Below are 16,835 nucleotides of genomic sequence, written 5' to 3' on the forward strand. Positions count from 1 at the left end.
CCACAGTGCGAGACACGCAGAAATCGCTTCCATCATGGCGCGAAACCCCTATGCCTCAGATACCGACTGGCGGCAATGTCCTGCACAGGCTTACGGCGAAAGAATGGCTTCAGGCCATGTTTGCGCCGATCGCCGGTCATTCGAGGGTGTCGGAACCGATCTTGATGTCGCCGAGCGTGCGGAAGGTCAGCCGTGCGCCGATCGTCCAGTCGCTTCCGGACTCATCGTCGGAATCTCTGCTGTCCGTATAGGCGATCGTGAAGATCGTGCATTCGTCGTCATAAGAGAGGCCGATCGTCCGCCGGCTGATCACATCATTGTTCAGATCCCAGGCAATGCCGCCGAAGATCGACCAGTAATCCTTGAACTTGACGCTGCTGTTGGTCTGGATCTCGTCATTGTCCTCGGCAAAGCCATATGCCGGCTGGGCGCTGAGATGGGTGTAGGTCAGCTGCGTCGCGAAGGTGTCGTTCTGGTAGGCCGTCGTCAGATCGCCGCGGCGGAATTCGAAATCTTTTTCGTCGAGCCGGTAGGAGGCTGCGACGGAAACGCCGTACGGCGTCTCGACGCCGCCAAGGCCGACATAATCGGAGCGGTCGGTTTCAAGGCCCGAATCCGCGCCGACATTGACGAGATCATCGGTCGCAAACGAGTTCTGGCCGGCGATCTGGTAAGACTGGCCGAAGATGCCGTGCAGCTTGTAACCGCTGTCGAATGTACCGGTGTACTGGATGCCGACATTGGCGCGGGTCCCGCCTTCGACGCGGTCGTAGCCCGAAAATTTGTCGCGGTCGAACAGCGAGGTGGCGTCGAAGACGAAGCTCTGCGCATCCTCGTTCGGCAGGCGGCCTGCCAACTGCTCGTCGGGGCGGGCATAGATCTGTGCGATCGGCTCGAGGATATGGGTGCTATTGTCCGTCGTCATCAGGATCGGATAACGCATCTCCAGCCCGGCGGTGAACATCGAGCGGGTGGCTGAATTGCCGTCGTCGTAGTTGCCGGCGTAACCTGTGGGGTCGTCCATGTTCAGCGCGAAGGCATCGCCGCGCGCGGCCAGCAGTGGCGTGATCACCAAGCCGGTCGGCGTGACATAAGTGCGCTTCCACTGCAGCTCGGCAGTCAGCCGCGAGGTTTGTCCCTTCAGGCCGCGGAAGCGGTCGAAGCCGTCGACGGTATAGAAGTCGTCATGGGTGCGCGAAATATTCGTCAGGTTGACATCAGCCGAAAGCTCGCCGCCTGCAAGCGGTTGCGGCGCCACGTAGTGATAGTCGAGCGACGGATAGACGATCGCCTGCTGTTTTTCGGCGGTGTTCGTCCGGTCGGCATCCTGGACGTCGAAATAGAACGCCCGCATGTCGAAATAATTGCGTTTCCCAAGTCCCGTCAGGTAGATCTGGTTGGTCCGATCCGTACCGGTCAGGCCGCGGAGTTTGTACGTTTTCGAGAAATTGTTGTCGCTCTGCATCATGACGTCCCAGCCGAACGTCCAGCGTGGATTGATGCGGAATTCGGCCTTCGATGTCACCATGCCACGCTGGCCGGCTTCGGCATCGCTGGTGCCGGAGCTGAAGTTGCCCGGCTTTGCCTGGTCGATGCCGGCGACGCGCAGAATATGCGTGCCATTTTCGAAGCGTTGGCGAAATTCGCCTTCGATGAGGAAGCCCTGGGCGGTGTAGCCCGTGGCGGTGACCGTCGCGTCCATGCTTGGCGAGATCACATAGTAATAAGGAACGGAAAGACCGAAGCCGAGATTCTGCGACAGGCTCATCGTCGGGAAGAGAAAGCCCGACTTGCGTTTCACTGTATTGTCGGGAACTTCGATGAACGGCAGGAAGGCGATCGGATGGCCGAGCAACTCGAAGCGCGCTCTCTCCAGACGGATCGTATGCGTCTCGCCGTTCTGGATCACCCGCTGGGCCTTGACCTGCCAGAAGGGCGCGCGCTTCGGATCTTCGGCGCAGGGAAGGCAGGCCGTGTAGACGCCCTTGTTGAGAATCATCTTGGTGCCGCCGACGCGCTCGCCGGTTTCGGCGGCAATACGCGTATTGTCGGCGGTTTCGATCCGCAGCGAGTTCATGAACCCGTCGGCGAAATTGTCCGTCACGTCAAGGTTGTCGGCATAGATGCGGTTGCCGTCGGGACTGACCAGCTCGATATTGCCGATCGCCATCATCCGGCCGGTCTTCTGATTGTACTCGACCTTCTGCGCGACCATTTTGTAGCCGGCATAATTGATCTGCACGCCGCCGACCGCCGACACCAGATCGGCGTCACGGTTATAGACCAGTTCATTGGCCGAAAGCAGAAGCTTGGCCCCTTCGGGAATCTTCTTCTCTATATTTTGTTCGGGCGCGCTGGCCTGGCCGAAAGAGGCCGGGGCGCTGCCGAAATAGGAACATAAAGCCGCGCCGACAAGCAGGGCAACCAACTGTTTACTAAAATACTTGCGGTCGCCTGCCGCCACTAGCCGTCCTCCTGATGAAGCAGAATAGTCGCACCCAAGGCCAGCGCGACGACCACCGGTATCCACGTCGCCACGAAGGGGGGCACGACTCCACTGCTTCCGAATGCCTTTACAAGCACGGTGATGACATAAAGCATGAAGCCCGAAAGGATGCCACCCAGAATCACGGAGCGGGATTGGTTGAACCGGCTAAATTTTAGGGACACTGTTGCAGCAATGAAAGTCATGGCCACCAGCAGCAATGGCTGGGACAACAGGGAGTTGAATTGCGTCTCCAGCGCCTTGGTCGAGATGCCGAAGGATTTGGCCGCCGCAATCCGGTTGGAAAGGTCAAAGAAACCAATTGTTTCCGGCGCTGTCAGCCGCTCCTGGACGAAGTCCTGTTTCAGATTGGTGCGAAGTTGAACCGAAGCTTTGCGCACGGGGATTTCGCCAGGCTTGCGCTCGACAACGTTGTTAAGTTGCCAGTAACCATCTTCCAATTTTGCCGTGGCGGCGTCCTGTCTCAGAATGACCTGACCGCTTGAATCGAAATGGATCAGCACGGCGTCGATCAGCTTGGTTCCGTTCTCCTGGACCGTCTGCGCGCCGATGATGACATCGTCCCGGCCGCTGATCTGGCGCAGCCACGGAATCTGCGGCGCCTTGCGCAAAACCGCGTTCTCGCCGCGCCAGTCGGATTCGACCAGCAGCGCCTGGCGCTGTCCCCAGGCGGCAAGCGGGTTCAACGCCGCCATCGTCAACAGGCCGAGCGCCAGCGAGCCGGCGATGAAGGGGAACATGAACTGCCAGACCGAAATGCCGGCTGCGCGCGTGACGACGAGTTCATATTTGCGGTTGAGCCCAATCAGCACCGTCATGCCGACGAAGAGAGCGATGAACGGCACTGTCTGCTGCAGGATGAGCGGCAGGCGCACCGCGGTCATCAGGACGCCGCCGCCGATCGTGTAGCCGGGAAGTCCGGACATGCGGCCCGCCGTCTCGCTGAAATCGAGGAGGAAGGAAATCGCCGAGACGCCGATCAGGAACCAGCCCGTCGTCACCAGGTAGCGGCGAAAGAAATAACGCGACAATGTCCCGAACATCATTGGGCAGCGCCCCCGCCGGTCCTGCCGGTCGCGGCAAGCAGCCTTTCCTGCATCCCTCTCCAGAAGGACGAAATCCGGTCCCGAATGAACGAAGGCATGACCAGTCGTTTGTGCAGGCCGAGGAAGACGATCGAGACGATGCTGCTGACGATCGGAATGGCGTAGAGGACGACGATATATTCAGGGTCGGTGTCGATCTGATTGGCCGCGTAGAAGGCCGCCCATCGCATCGCGAAGGCATAGGCAAGCGCGCTCACCATCGGATGCAGCCGCGCTTCGCGGTGTGAGCGCGCATCGCCGGCGATCGCCAGTGAAAACAGTGCAAAGACGACGGGCAGGATCCAGTCCGTCAGCCGGCGGTGCAGTTCGGCGCGGTAGCTCTGCGGCCGGATCGTATAGTCCTTGTCGGCCGGATCTGGATTGAACAGAAACCACAGGTCGCGGTCGCTGGCACGCAGCGTCGCCTGACCGCGATTCTCCGTCATGTCCGAGAGGTCGAAGGAATAGGAATCGAAATTGATGACCGAGACGTTGCCATCGGGCGTTTTGCGGTGCACTTCGCCCTGATGCATGATCAGCGTCGTGCCCGTATCGTCGACGGCGCCTTCCTTCGCATAATAGATCAGTTCGTAGGCCGGGTCGCGCTCGTCGGCGACGAAAAGGCCCTTCAGCATGCGGCCGGCCATCCGCTTCGAGATCTGCACATAAAGGCCTTCATCAAGCTTGCGGAAGGTCTTTTCTTCGATCACCGAAGAGAGGAGGTCAGCATAGGTCTCGGCGATCATCTGGCGCACGACGGTCTTTGCGCGCGGCTCGACGACGTTGTCGACGAAGAAGGAAAAGACGCTGATGACGGCGGCAAGCAGCAGGATCGGTCGGATCAGCACGCTGCGCCGCGCCCCGGCCGCGTCGATGACGGTGAGCTCGGAATCGTTGTTCATCGTCGTCAGCGTCTGGGTGATCGCGATAACGAGGGCGAAGGGCAGCACGACGGGAATGATCGACGGCAGGATCATCGTCGCCAGCTTGGCGAACGTGCCGATCGACTGGCCGCTGTCGGTGACCAGATTGATGCGCTGCAGAACCTGTGTCGTCCAAATGATCGCCAGAACGGGCAGGAGCGCCACGAGAAACATCTGGCCGACGCGCCGCAATATGTATGTCTCGAGTAGTTTCATGCCTGCCCTTGAAAGCACCTGCACGCCCAAACGGCTTTGCAGGAGAATCCCTCTACGCTCTTTGTCGCGCTTTTGCGACAAGCTGGTGTCAAAAATTCATTCAAATTTCAGAATTTTTTTGATGCTGTTGCGACTCAGTTAACGCCAGCAACGCGGCGAAGACGACGAGCGACGAAAGCCATCCAAGAACGACGTCGGAAAGGTAGTGCGCGCCGAAGGATAGCCGCATCGCCGGGGTGAGGATCGAGATCGCCGCCACAGGCGCCGCCAGCGCATAACGTAGGGGTTTCGGAACGAAGAGCAGAAGGCAGATGAGCCAGCCGGCGCTTGCTGCCTCGCCCGAGATGAACGAACAGTTTGAAACGCATTTTCCGGCAAGCGAACCGGCCTCGACGAAATGCAGCGCACCGCCGAAAATGTCCGTCTGTATCGGCCGCGGCCGGCCCCAATGTTCCTTCAGGACGACATTGACCAGCAGCACCGGCCCGATCAGCAGCGTTCCGAGCGCGACTTTGAGCTTTTGCGCCCGCTCGGCGTTGAAAGTCGCGCCGTGCTGCTGGTAGCATTCGACGAGTTTCCACAGCATCACGATCGCCACCACATAGGGCAGGCGGAAGAAGACCGTGCGCAGCAGGTCGAAGGTCGCGACGTCGCGATAGGGAAAGCTGCCGCAGATGCTCCCGGTGGCGGCCGTCGCGTCGCAATCTGCACCCACGAAAAAAAGCTGGGAAAAATAGATGTCTATTCCGGGGAAGGCGCGGAAGACCACAAGCAGCGCCCACCACGTCCAAAACAGCAGCATGAATGCACCGAAAGTCGTTTTCGGCAGGCGGATTGCCAGGTCCCGCCATCGATTTCTCGAAAAAACTGTCAACGCGAATATCTACGAAACTGACGAAAACATGAGGGCCATGATGGCCGCGGGCGACCATAACAATTGTCGCAAGCCATTGACAGACCCGCCAAACGCGAAATTATCCGCGAGGGACGGATTTCAAAGAATCCCAGCGGAGAAGACATGTCAGTAAAGATGGAAATTTCATTCTCGAAGTCGGCAAAGCTCAATGGCGGCCTGGCGATCCTGTTGAAGACTGCGGAGGCCGACAGCGCTGCCGGCGCCGAAGCGGTCGACCCGGCAGGCGTGATCGCCAAGGCTGCCAGGATCGCCCGATTCTCCGCGAAATCCATGGGCGCGCTCGATATTGTTGCCCCCGAAGGCGCGCCCGTCGAGCGCATCGTGGTCATCGGGCTGGGCAAGGCCGCCGAACTCACTGCCCATGACTGGCTGAAGGCCGGTGGTGCTGCGGCATCGAGAATCAAGAATACCGACAAGGCTGCTGTCTTCATCGACGTGCCCGGGTTTGAGACGAGCGCGCGGGCAGCGGCCGATTTCGCGCTCGGCATGCTGCTGCGCGCCTATAGTTTCGATACCTACAAGACGAAGAAGGGCGACGAGGAGGAGAAGCCGGCGAAATCCGTCAAGGTGACGATCGTCACCGCCGATCCGGGCGGTGCCAAGAAGGCGTTTTCCGATTCCGAAGCCATTGCCGGCGGCGTCAATCTTGCCCGTGACCTCGTCAACGAACCGCCGAACGTGCTCGGCCCCGTCGAGTTCGCCGCCAAGGCAAAGGAGCTGGAAAAGCTCGGCGTCGAAGTGGAAATCCTGACGGAGCGGGAGATGCGCCGCCTCGGCATGGGCGCCCTTCTCGGCGTCGCCCAGGGCTCCGTGCGCCCGCCGCGCCTGGCGGTCATGCAGTGGAAGGGCGGCAAGGGCAAGGATCGTCCCGTCGCCTTCATCGGCAAGGGTGTCGTCTTCGATACCGGCGGCATTTCGATCAAGCCGGCCGCCGGCATGGAGGACATGAAGGGCGATATGGGCGGTGCCGCAGCCGTCACCGGCCTCATGCATGTACTCGCCTCCCGCAAGGCCGCCGTCAACGCCGTCGGCATCATCGGCCTGGTCGAGAACATGCCCGACGGTAACGCCCAGCGTCCCGGCGACATCGTCACGTCAATGTCGGGCCAGACAATCGAGGTGATCAACACCGATGCCGAGGGCCGCCTCGTGCTCTGTGATGCCCTATGGTACTGCAACGACCGCTTCAAGCCGCAGTTCATGATCAATCTCGCCACGCTGACCGGGGCAATCGTCGTCGCGCTCGGCAATGTGCATGCCGGCCTGTTCTCCAATGACGACCAGCTTTCCGCCCAACTGACGGCAGCCGGCCTTTCGAGCAATGAGAAGCTCTGGCGCATGCCGCTCGGCAGGGACTACGATAAGCTGATCGACAGCAAATTTGCCGATATGAAGAACACCGGCGGCCGACAGGCCGGCTCGATCACGGCCGCGCATTTCCTCAAGCGCTTCGTGCAGGAGACGCCTTGGGCGCATCTCGACATTGCCGGCACGGCGATGGGCTCGCCGCAGGACGAGATCAACCAGTCCTGGGGTTCCGGTTTTGGCGTGCGCCTGCTCGACGAGCTCGTTCGCGCCCATTATGAATCCTGATGACGGACGTTCTCTTCTATCATCTGACCGAAACCAGGCTGGAGGACGCGCTTCCGCCGCTCATCGACAAAAGCGTCGAGCGCGGCTGGCGCGTTGTCGTCCAGACGTGTGAGCCGGCGCGACGCGATGCTCTCGATCAGCATCTTTGGACTTTCCGCGAGGAGAGCTTCCTGCCGCACGGCACCGACGAGGCGGACTTCTCCGAAAGCCAGCCGGTGCTTTTGACGGTGACGCCAGACAATGCCAATGCAGCGACCGTGCGTTTCATCGTCGACGGCGCCGAGCCGCCGCCGGCCGATGCCTATGAGCGCATCGTCTTCATGTTCGATGGTCACGATCAGGAGCAGCTGGAAGCCGCCCGTGCGCAGTGGAAGAAGCTGAAAGGCGAGGGGCATAACCTCACCTATTGGCAGCAGACGTCAGAGGGGCGGTGGGAGAAGAAGGCCTGACCGTTTTGCTACGACACTACAGCCGTAACACTTCGAATGCCGCATGAAACCTTCCAACTTCGTTCTCACCGGCCGGCGGAAGCCGTTATCCCTACGACCCTTTGTCCTCGTCGAGGTTCGTCAGGATGTTGAGGGGGACGATCCCTCCCACACCTTCCGACGGATTGAGCGCCTCCACTGCCAAAACCCGCTTTCCATTCGGACTGACAAAAGCGAATGCCCACGCCTTGTCGGCAAAGGTGCTGACCGGCATTTCCGCCCAGCCGGCTTGATGGACAAGGCGGTCGGCATAATAGGCCTTGATGGTCTGCGGGTCGGTGGTGCTGGCGAGATTGCGGGCCAGTATCCGCACGGACTTCTCGCCGAACCGCCCTTCCAGTTGGCCCAGCACTTTGCGGGTGGCCTGCCAATCCTGAGCCTGGGTCGCCGATCCGAAGGAATATTCCTCGGATCGGGAAACCCCCGGTGCATCAGGAGGCATGACGGCCTGTTCGCCCGAACATGCTGCAAGGCCGAGAAGCGGCACCACAAGGATGCCAATCTTCAACACGCGGAAAAATCGGCCCTTGCGGCGGATTTTGTTGCTCATGAGCGGCTGCCCCCGAACACAATTGCCATAAGCCGGCAAATCTTGCCGGTTTCTATGACGTTATTACGACGCTCAGTCGTGGAACGCGTCGACGAATTTCCGCTTGCCGAGCATGAAGGCGTCGGCGACGTGGCGCAGCGGCGCGAGGTCGACATCCGATTTGCCGGCCTTGATGATTTCGGCGAAGCGACGGTAGAGCGAGGGATATTCCTGCTCCGGCTCGGCGAATGTCAGCGCGCCGTCGATCAAAAGCTTGGCGCCGCCCTCGGCGAGCACCATCTGGCCGGCTGCCGTCTCCGCGACGATGTCCCAGCTTTGCTTGCCGGTCTGGCGCCAGTCGAATTCGGCGTGAACCGGCAGGCCGTCGGCATTGCGGAAGCGAATGTCGGCCGCGATCGGCGCATCGCGATTCTCGGGAAATTCGAGCACGGCCTCGGTGATGAAGATCGGCCGCGGCAGGATATGGGTGACGATCGACAGCGCGTTGATGCCGGGATCGAAAACGCCGAGGCCGCCGGCCTGCCAGATCCAATCCTGGTTCGGATGCCAGTGGCGGACATCCTCCTTCCAGATCACATGCACGCTTTTGATCGTCGTCGAGGCAAGAAACGCCTTGGCGGCCTCGACGGCCGGCGCATAGCGCGAATGCCAGCTGGCAAAGAGCGACGCACCCTGCTTGCCCGCCAGTGCTTCGAGATCGGCCACTTCGCTCAGCGTGGCGCCGGGCGGCTTTTCCAGGAAGACGTGCTTGCCGGCGACGAGCGCCTTATAGGCTGCCTCGTAGCGGTATTGCGGCGGCATGCAGAGCGAAACGGCATCGATCGACGGCTCGGCGTCGAGCATCGCCTCGATCGTCGTATAGCTCTTGACGCCTTCGACTGTGCCGTGGCGGCTTGCCGTGGCGACGAGCGCGAAATCCGGGTTCTTGGCGATGGAGGGAAGGTGCTGGTCGCGGACGATCTTGCCGACGCCGACGATGGCGAGATTGATAGGAGACATGGTGTTTCGCTCGAGCCTGTATGAAAAGTATGATTATTGCCGTGTTTGTATTCAGAAAGAGGCGCGCCGACAAGCTCTCCTCCTCCATTCTATGGCATCCTATCGCATGATGGTTTGGCGAAGGAAGCTGTAACCCATCGCTGCGCGGGCGGCGCGCTCTTCGGAATTGCCGTCGCCGCCATGCCCACCGGAGCCGAATTCATGGAAGAGCGGCCGGTGTCCTTCTTCCTCCAGCCGTGCGGCAAAGCGGCGCGCATGCGAGGGATGCACGCGGTCGTCATTGGCGGAGCTTTCGATGTAGATCGGCGGATAGCTGACCTTGGTCGCCGGCCCGACATTGTGAAGCGGCGAATAACCGAGCATGAAATCCCGGTCCACCGGCGTCTCCGGATCGCCATATTCGTCCATCCAGGCTTGCCCTGCGCTAAACAGGTGGAAGCGTGTCATGTCGAGAACCGGCACCTGGCACCAGACGGCGCCGAAATCATCGGGATAGCGCGTCAGCATCACGCCGGTCAGCAGACCGCCATTGCTGCCGCCCTGGCAGGCGATCCGCGACGGCACGGTATAGCCGCGGGCGACGAGATCGCGGGCGATGGCGACGAAATCGGCAAACGCCCGGTCTCGCCCCTGCCGCTTGGCACTGCGATACCAGTCGGGCCCGAATTCGCCGCCGCCGCGAATATAGGCCTGCACATAGGCGCCGCCTTGTTCCAGCCAGCGTCCTGTCACGCCGGAATAGCTTGGCGACAACGGGACATCGAAGCCGCCATAGCCGTAAAGCAGCACCGGCAGCGCGCCCTTGGTCCACTGCTTCGGCAGGACCAGCCGGTAGGTAACCCTCGTTCCGTCCTCGGAAACAGCCTCCAGCAGTTCGGATGACATATCGGTCGCATCGAAATAGCTCGGCGCCGCGGCGACGAAAATCGGCTCGGCCTGCCTGCTGCGATCCGACAGCTCGAGGCGGTAACAGACGGGCGGCTGCAGGAAGCCCTGGCCGATGATGTGGAGCGTATCGTCGCCAAGATGCAGATCCGCATGGAGCGGCCTGAAGTGAGCCGTCTGCATATCCGCCGGCAGTGCGATCTCGCGCTGTTCGGCATCGGGCCTTGTCAGGTCCAGCACCATGAGACGCGGACGCAGCCGATCGGAGATGATGAAGACGCACCATTCTTGCATCAGTATCATCTGCGCGATGGACTGGCCCTCGCTAGGCTGAAACAGGATCCGCTCCGGCCCGAGCAGGGCCGTCTCCGAGGCGGGATCGAAGCGTTGCAGCACGAGGCTGCCGGTCGCAACGCGTTCATCGGTCTTTGCCCGCCAAAGGCAATGATCATGATTGAACTGGAAATCGGCTTCCTTAGGCAGATCGATGCGCCGCTGTGTGCCGTCGTTGGCGATCAGGAAAGCGCTCGCGACGCCGATCTCGTGGGCGGCGACGAAAATATCGATCAGTCCGCGATCCGCCGAAGCGCCCGATAGGGCAGGGTCGATGACGAGATTGAAGCCGTAGACGTCCTCGTCGGCTGCTTCGAACATGACGGCGGCATCTTCCGGTCGCTGCCCGCGCTTCAATCGCCGTCCGACGCGCGGCCATCCGGAGCGGGTCGCCGAAAATCTGTCGATGGAACCGAAATAGCAGATTTCGTCGCGGCTCAGCCAGGTGGCATGCGATCGTGCGGCCGGTGTATCGAAGCCGCCCTCGACGACCTGTTTCTTCTCGGCGTCGAATTCGAGCAGCCGGAGAAGGTCGGAGCCGCCGTCCGAAAGCGTGAGCAGCACCCGCATCGGCTCCCATGGGCAGGTGACGGCGCCGCGCCAGTTCCAGCGCTTGCCTTCCCTGACGCAGAAGGCGTCGAGATCGAAGACCGGCTCCCAGGCGGCGTCGGGCAACGGCTCCTGGTCTGCCGGCAGGCGGAGCCAGATGCCGAGAGGATTGTCCTTGCTCTGGCGGAAGTCGAACAGCCACTCGCCTCGGCGCATCGGAACGATCAGCCTGTCCTGCCGCTCGATCAGCGCCTTGATCGCGTCGCGATCCCTCTCGAATTCAGGTGTTCTCAGTGCCGCGTCGGAAACCCGGTTGTGCTCGTCGATGAACTGGCGGGTGCGCGGATCGTCGTCCGTTTCGAGATGAAGGTTCATATCCGACTGGCCTGCTTCCATTGACGTCGGACAGATCTAGGCAGCCGGTCCCGACTTGGCAACCCGCCTTACAGCGCCGCGCGTCTCTTCAGGCGCGCGAAGGACGCTGTAACACTTTGAATCTAAGCATTGGCCCGAAAATCGATCTCGATTTTCGGGCCAATGCGCTAGCGGATCGTCACGAGATCGGCCGAGGCGACGACGGTGTTCGGCACCTCGGTCTTCTTGAATTTCAGCGTCACCACCTTGTAGCCTTCGGCTTCGAGCCTCGAGAGCAGGGTCGGCAGCATCGTCGCCGTGCGTTTGTGGATGTCGTGCATCAGGATGATGCCGCGGCCGCGCTTGTGCAAGAGGTTCATCGTCCGCTGCGTTATTGAGACCGGCGTCGTGGTGACGTAGTCCTTGCTGTCGATATCGACATCCATGACCACCATATCGCGCATGGCGGCCGCGGCGCGCACCTGTGGCTCTCGGCAAGATAAGGGAAACGGAAGAAGGAGACATCGTGCGGCCATCTCGCCTACGTCGGCGAGGTTGCTAGGGGACACGGTCGCTCGAAAAGTATGACTTTAAAAACCCTATCAGAAGCTAGGCGACCCTATAAAATTTAAGGTTGCATTGAAAAGAGAAGCCGTTAATCTTAACTCATATCGGTTGGGGGAAATCGCTATGCGACTTGTTATTTTCACTTTAATCTCGATCACTTACGCTTCCGCGGCACAATCGGAAATTGTTTGCGGTTCGGTGGGGGCTCCAACGAAGATTAACGGCGTGGACACATGGAAATCGGGTTCTGCGGCCGGATTTCGAACAAACAAACTGAATGTCGATGCCGATGGAGCCCCCGATTCCTACCGCGTGGACGGTAAGGGCTTATCCTACACTTGCGATGGGATTTCTGCAATTGTTGACGGCGTGCCTCAAACGCCGAACAATAATCCGTCGAACTGGCAGCCTCTTTGTCGTAGCGCCTGGGACAAGGCCCGGCAATCAGGCGACTATTCGGGTTTGCGGATCTTCGGGTTCCTAACGAAAAACAATAAACCCGTTATTCAAGGCGAGGGCGATGCTTTTCCCGGCAAGGCTTTTGTAACGACCACGAGCATGTCCATACCCGGCACGCCGGACGGGACTCAGCGGCACTATGTTGATGCAAACGAAATTCCATATGTGGTGCTTCCGACCGCTTTCACGACGAAATACGGAGTGCATAACGGCGATGTCGCGGTTGTCTATTGGCCTACCAAGAGCAAATACGCCTTTGCCGTTTTTGCCGATGGTGGAAGGCTCGGTGAAGCCTCCGTCAAGCTCCATCAAGATATCGGGAATGACCCGATAGTTGTAAGAGATGGCGTAAGGCGAGCTAAACGCGGTATTGAAAGCTCTGTCCTGACGATCGTCTTCCCCGGTTCGGCTCCCGCTCCAAGTCTCGACAGCAAACAGTGGCGTGCCGATATCGGAAAGATCGGCCAGGCCGAACTCGACAAATGGGGTGGCGCGGACAAGCTGAAGGCTTGTACGAAATAAGCGAACTCACCCCGCCATCGCTTCTTCGTATTCGGCCGACAGCATCAGCCAGTCTTCCTCGGCGGCAGCCAGTTTCGCCGCAGCTTCGCCGCGCTGTTTTGCCTTCTCGGCGGCTTTAGCGGGCGTCTTCTCGTAAAGGGACGGATCCGCAAGTTCCGCGTCAAGCGCCTGAATCTGTTTCTCCAGCTTCGCCGTCAAGGATTCGATTTCGTTGATCTTTTTCTTGAGCGGCGTCAGCGAGGCGCGACGTTCGGCATTGAGCTTGCGCTGGTCGGCCTTCGACGTCGCGTCTTCAATTAGCTGCGGCTTTTCTTCTTTTTTTTTACCGGATGTGACGATGAGGTCGCGATATTCGTCCATATCGCCTTCGAAGGTCGTCACCGTGCCACCATTGACCAGCCACAGCCGATCGACCGTCGCCTCGATCAGATGGCGATCGTGCGAGATCAGGATGACGGCGCCTTCGTAGTCATTCAGCGCCTCGATCAGCGCGCGGCGGCTGTCGATGTCGAGGTGGTTGGTCGGCTCGTCGAGGATCAGCAGGTTCGGCGCATTGAAGGCGGCAAGCCCCATCAGCAGGCGGGCTTTTTCGCCGCCGGAAAGATCCTTGGCGGCCGTCGCCATTTTCTCGGTCGCAAGCCCCATCTGCGCGACGCGGGCGCGCACCTTGGCCTCCGGCGCACCGGGCATCAGCCGGCGCACATGCTCCACCGGCGATTGCTCGGGGATGAGGTCGTCGAGCTGGTGCTGCGCGAAGAAGCCGATCTTCAGGCTCGGCGCGATCTTCACTTCACCGCTCTCCGGCGCAAGTCGGCCGGAGATGAATTTGGCGAAAGTCGATTTGCCGTTACCGTTCGAGCCGAGCAGGGCGATGCGGTCGTCATTGTCGATACGAAGATTGAGGTTCTTCAGGATCGGATTGCCGGGCTCGTAACCGACGGCGCCGCTCTGGATCGCGACGATCGGTGAGGCCGGCTGCTTTTCCGGCTCGGGAAAAGTGATCGGCTGGACGTGATCCTCGATCACCGCGGCGACCGTTCCCATGCGCTCGAGCGCCTTGACGCGCGATTGTGCCTGCCGAGCCTTGGAGGCCTTGGCCTTGAAGCGATCGATGAAGCCCTGCAGATGTTTGCGCGCCGCGTCGTTCTTGGCCTTGGCCTTCGTCTGCAACTCGTCGGCTTCCGCCTTCTGCCGCTCGAACTGGTCATATCCGCCGCGATAGAAGGTGAGCTTCTTCTGGTCGAGATGGACGATCGCATTGACCGCATTGTTCAACAGGTCGCGATCGTGGCTGATGATGATGACGGTGTGCGGATAGCGCCTGACATAGTCTTCCAGCCACAGCGTGCCTTCGAGGTCGAGATAATTGGTCGGCTCGTCGAGCAGAAGCAGATCCGGCTCCGAAAACAGCACGGCGGCAAGGGCGACGCGCATGCGCCAGCCGCCGGAGAAGGAGGAGGCGGGGCGGGCTTGCGCCGCCTTGTCGAAGCCGAGGCCGGCAAGAATGCTCGCCGCACGCGCTTCGGCCGAATGCGCGTCGATATCGACGAGGCGCATCTGGATTTCGGCGATGCGGTGCGGGTCGGTCGCCGTTTCCGCCTCGGCAACGAGGGCGGTACGTTCCTTGTCCGCGGCAAGCACGATCTCGATCAGCGCGTCTTCGGTCGCAGGCGCTTCCTGCGCCACCTGGCCGATGCGTGCGGCTTTCGGGATCGACACCGTTCCGCTCTCCGAGCCGAGATCGCCGGTGATGACGCGAAAAAGCGTGGACTTGCCGGCGCCGTTGCGCCCGACGAGCCCGGCCTTCGTGCCTGAAGGCAGCGAAACGCTGGCATTGTCGAGAAGCAGGCGCCCGGCGATGCGGGCGGAAATGTCGGTGAGCGTGATCATGGCGGCGTTTTGGCCGAAAGCGCTCGCCAAGGCAAGAGCGCTTATCCCTGGGACAAGCTTGCTTGTCCCACGACAAGCTTGCTTGTGCGCTGGCAAGCTTGCTTGTCCCGCGGCCAGAACACGTGTCCGCCGCTTCAGCGGCCGAGAGCCTGCACCGGCAGTCGAGGGTTCGATTGCGCGGCGAGAAGCGCCACGCGGGCATTGGCCTGCAACTGTCCTGGTGTTGCAGCATCGGTGCTGAGCGCCACGCCGATCGAGATGGTGAGCCTGCCGCGATCGGTCTTGTCGGATGTCGCGAAGACCAGATTGTCCTCGACGGAGGCGCGCAGGCGGTCGGCGATAGCAATTGCATCCTTCATGCCAACATTGGAAAACAAGAGGGCGAATTCGTCACCCTCGGTGCGGGCAATGAAATCGTTTTTCTTGATCGACTTTTGGAGGAGTCCGGCGAGCTTCTTCAGGAGCTTGTTGCCTGCCTGCGTGCCATATTTGTCGTTGAGATCGGTGAAATTGTCGATATCGACCATGATCAGCGCGCTGCCGGCGGCACCTTCTTCCCGCTCGTAGAGATCGGCGATCGTCCGGTTCAGCGCGATGCGGTTCGGAAGTCCGGTGATCCTGTCGGCGATGGCGGCCGATTGCATCGCCGAAATACCGCGCTCCAGCGTTTCCAGCGTCTTGATATCGTCCTGCAGCTTCGCGCCGATTTCCATCTCCGCCGCAAGAACGGTCGAAAGCGAAGCAGTGAGGTAGTCGATCTCGCTGAGGAAGGCGGCAAGGCTCTGATCGTCATGGCCGGAAACGGATTTCAGGATCGTACCGCAGGCGCGCGCAAAGGCGTTCTTATGCTTCAACCCTTCGGCAAGCCTTTCCGCCACGTCGCGCAGCATCCGGCTCGCCTCGTTGCGTGATGTCTCGCCCGCCAGCCCGCAATGACCGACGAGGCGATATTTCAGGCCGAGTTCGTCGAGCATCGGCTGCTGCGGCTGCGGTCCGAGTGCTGCGATATCCTGTGCAAGGCCGGCATTGAGCCCGACGATCGCCTCGTGGAAGAGTTCGTAATTGCGCGGCAGCGCGACGACGTTCAGGCGCGCCATGTGCTGGGCGATCTTCTGAATGTCCGCCATCGGCGCCGGGCGTGCCGCCTCGCGCGGCACCAGTGCGTTTGCGCTTGCATTCTGCATGACGATCCCTCGCGGCCCGGCCTCATCTCTCACATCACGCTATGCCCGCAAGCGTTTAAGAGAGGCTGAATTTTCAACGGGGAAGCCCTGGATCGGCGGCAGAACCGGCAAAGGCGGTTAATTCAGTCTTGATGGCCGGAACATGATGCCGAAAAGTGTGAGCGGTTTTCCGGATGGCATCATGTTCTCACTTTCTAATTCGGATCGGGCCTCACATCCACTCGCGGCCCGCTCCGCAGGAAGTAGATGAGATCAAGCATGAGGCTCGGCTTGCCGAGCGCCGTCAGCGTCATGTGGCATTGGCCGCGATGATGGGTCTGGTGGTTGAAGAGATGCGCGAGCGCCGGAGCCAGCGGCTGGGTGATCTTGATCGGCTGCGTCACCGGCACATAGGTGAAGTCGGCGGCGAGGGTTTTCTCGTCCAGCATGCCCGTCCAGGCAATGATACGCTCGTCCTCGATTTTGCGTGCGGCGGCAAGCGCATCCAGATCTTCGAAGAGCACGGCATCGAGTGTCCCCGGCGCTTCGCCGGTGCCGGTGAAGCGCTTCATCCATATCCGGTCGGCGACGATCAGATGATTGAGCGTGCGATGCAGCGAACCGAAAAAAGCGCCGTGGTCGCTGCGGAATTCTGCATCGCTGAGTTCGGCCGCAGCCGCATAGACTTGGCGGTTGGCCCAGCGATTATAGGCGGCGAACATCCTGTAATGTCTGAGCATCCTGTCCCCTCCCGTATCGTATCGGCAGTCTAGCCGGTTTCCCTAGAGCGTGCTGTTTTTAGACGGCAGCATATCCTGAGTTTCTAAGATAGTTTGC

12 protein-coding genes and 2 pseudogenes are annotated in these 16,835 nt (G+C 60.7%); 3 read left to right on the plus strand and 11 right to left on the minus strand.

The genetic code is table 11. From position 1 onward, the window contains the following. Positions 1-136 precede the first annotated feature (136 nt). The 4 genes from C3Y91_RS20280 to C3Y91_RS20295 all read right to left on the minus strand — a co-directional run bounded on the left by C3Y91_RS20280 (position 137) and on the right by C3Y91_RS20295 (position 5,604). A complete protein-coding gene (locus tag C3Y91_RS20280) occupies positions 137-2,464 on the minus strand; it encodes an LPS-assembly protein LptD (RefSeq protein WP_018070553.1) in 2,328 nt (775 codons plus the stop codon). Continuing rightward, on the minus strand, positions 2,464-3,552 hold the full coding sequence (lptG, locus tag C3Y91_RS20285; protein ID WP_018070552.1) for an LPS export ABC transporter permease LptG: 1,089 nt from the start codon (positions 3,550-3,552) through the stop codon (positions 2,464-2,466). The genes C3Y91_RS20280 and lptG overlap by 1 nt, the downstream gene beginning before the upstream one ends. Continuing rightward, a complete protein-coding gene (gene lptF, locus C3Y91_RS20290; RefSeq protein ID WP_024321202.1) occupies positions 3,549-4,730 on the minus strand; it encodes an LPS export ABC transporter permease LptF in 1,182 nt (393 codons plus the stop codon). Before lptF ends, lptG begins: the two co-directional genes overlap by 4 nt. Positions 4,731-4,830: 100 nt before the next feature. Continuing rightward, entirely contained in the window at positions 4,831-5,604 is a 774-nt protein-coding gene (locus C3Y91_RS20295; RefSeq protein WP_024321201.1) for a phosphatase PAP2 family protein, read from the minus strand. Positions 5,605-5,748: 144 nt separating this feature from the next. Here C3Y91_RS20295 and C3Y91_RS20300 point away from each other — a divergent pair, with 144 nt between their 5' ends. Together C3Y91_RS20300 and C3Y91_RS20305 are read left to right on the plus strand one after the other, a co-directional pair. Further along, positions 5,749-7,239, plus strand: coding sequence for a leucyl aminopeptidase (locus C3Y91_RS20300; protein WP_024321200.1), 1,491 nt, complete (start codon positions 5,749-5,751; stop codon positions 7,237-7,239). After that, positions 7,239-7,688: a DNA polymerase III subunit chi gene (locus C3Y91_RS20305; protein WP_018070548.1), complete on the plus strand. Its 450-nt coding sequence runs from the start codon at positions 7,239-7,241 to the stop codon at positions 7,686-7,688. The genes C3Y91_RS20300 and C3Y91_RS20305 overlap by 1 nt, the downstream gene beginning before the upstream one ends. 91 nt (positions 7,689-7,779) lie before the next feature. Here the strand turns inward: C3Y91_RS20305 and C3Y91_RS20310 are convergent, their stop codons facing one another. From C3Y91_RS20310 to C3Y91_RS20325, 4 genes and pseudogenes are all read right to left on the minus strand, one after another. Beyond that, the gene (locus C3Y91_RS20310) at positions 7,780-8,277 is read right to left on the minus strand and encodes a hypothetical protein (protein WP_024321199.1); all 498 of its coding nucleotides are present in this window, start codon (positions 8,275-8,277) and stop codon (positions 7,780-7,782) included. 72 nt (positions 8,278-8,349) lie between these two features. After that, positions 8,350-9,276 carry a Gfo/Idh/MocA family protein gene (locus C3Y91_RS20315; protein ID WP_024321198.1) on the minus strand — a complete coding sequence of 309 codons (927 nt, stop codon included), beginning with the start codon at positions 9,274-9,276 and terminating at the stop codon, positions 8,350-8,352. Positions 9,277-9,375: 99 nt separating this feature from the next. Beyond that, complete coding sequence (locus C3Y91_RS20320; protein WP_024321197.1) at positions 9,376-11,418, minus strand: prolyl oligopeptidase family serine peptidase; 2,043 nt, start codon at positions 11,416-11,418, stop codon at positions 9,376-9,378. 167 nt (positions 11,419-11,585) lie between these two features. Beyond that, a pseudogene (locus C3Y91_RS20325) lies at positions 11,586-11,923 on the minus strand (polysaccharide deacetylase family protein); the annotation flags it as partial. 164 nt (positions 11,924-12,087) lie between these two features. Here C3Y91_RS20325 and C3Y91_RS20330 point away from each other — a divergent pair. Then, on the plus strand, positions 12,088-12,945 hold the full coding sequence (locus tag C3Y91_RS20330) for a glycoside hydrolase family 75 protein (protein WP_130664380.1): 858 nt from the start codon (positions 12,088-12,090) through the stop codon (positions 12,943-12,945). 6 nt (positions 12,946-12,951) lie between these two features. Here the strand turns inward: C3Y91_RS20330 and C3Y91_RS20335 are convergent, their stop codons facing one another. The 3 genes and pseudogenes from C3Y91_RS20335 to C3Y91_RS20345 all read right to left on the minus strand — a co-directional run bounded on the left by C3Y91_RS20335 (position 12,952) and on the right by C3Y91_RS20345 (position 16,738). Then, positions 12,952-14,835, minus strand: coding sequence for an ABC-F family ATP-binding cassette domain-containing protein (locus C3Y91_RS20335; protein WP_130664381.1), 1,884 nt, complete (start codon positions 14,833-14,835; stop codon positions 12,952-12,954). A 134-nt stretch (positions 14,836-14,969) separates the two neighbouring features. Then, on the minus strand, positions 14,970-16,019 hold the full coding sequence (locus C3Y91_RS20340) for a GGDEF domain-containing protein (RefSeq protein WP_130664382.1): 1,050 nt from the start codon (positions 16,017-16,019) through the stop codon (positions 14,970-14,972). Positions 16,020-16,230: 211 nt separating this feature from the next. After that, positions 16,231-16,738, minus strand: a pseudogene (locus C3Y91_RS20345) (DinB family protein). Between the last annotated feature and the right edge of the window lie 97 nt (positions 16,739-16,835).

Source organism: Rhizobium ruizarguesonis, assembly GCF_012349115.1.
Classification (GTDB): Bacteria; Pseudomonadota; Alphaproteobacteria; order Rhizobiales; family Rhizobiaceae; genus Rhizobium; species Rhizobium ruizarguesonis.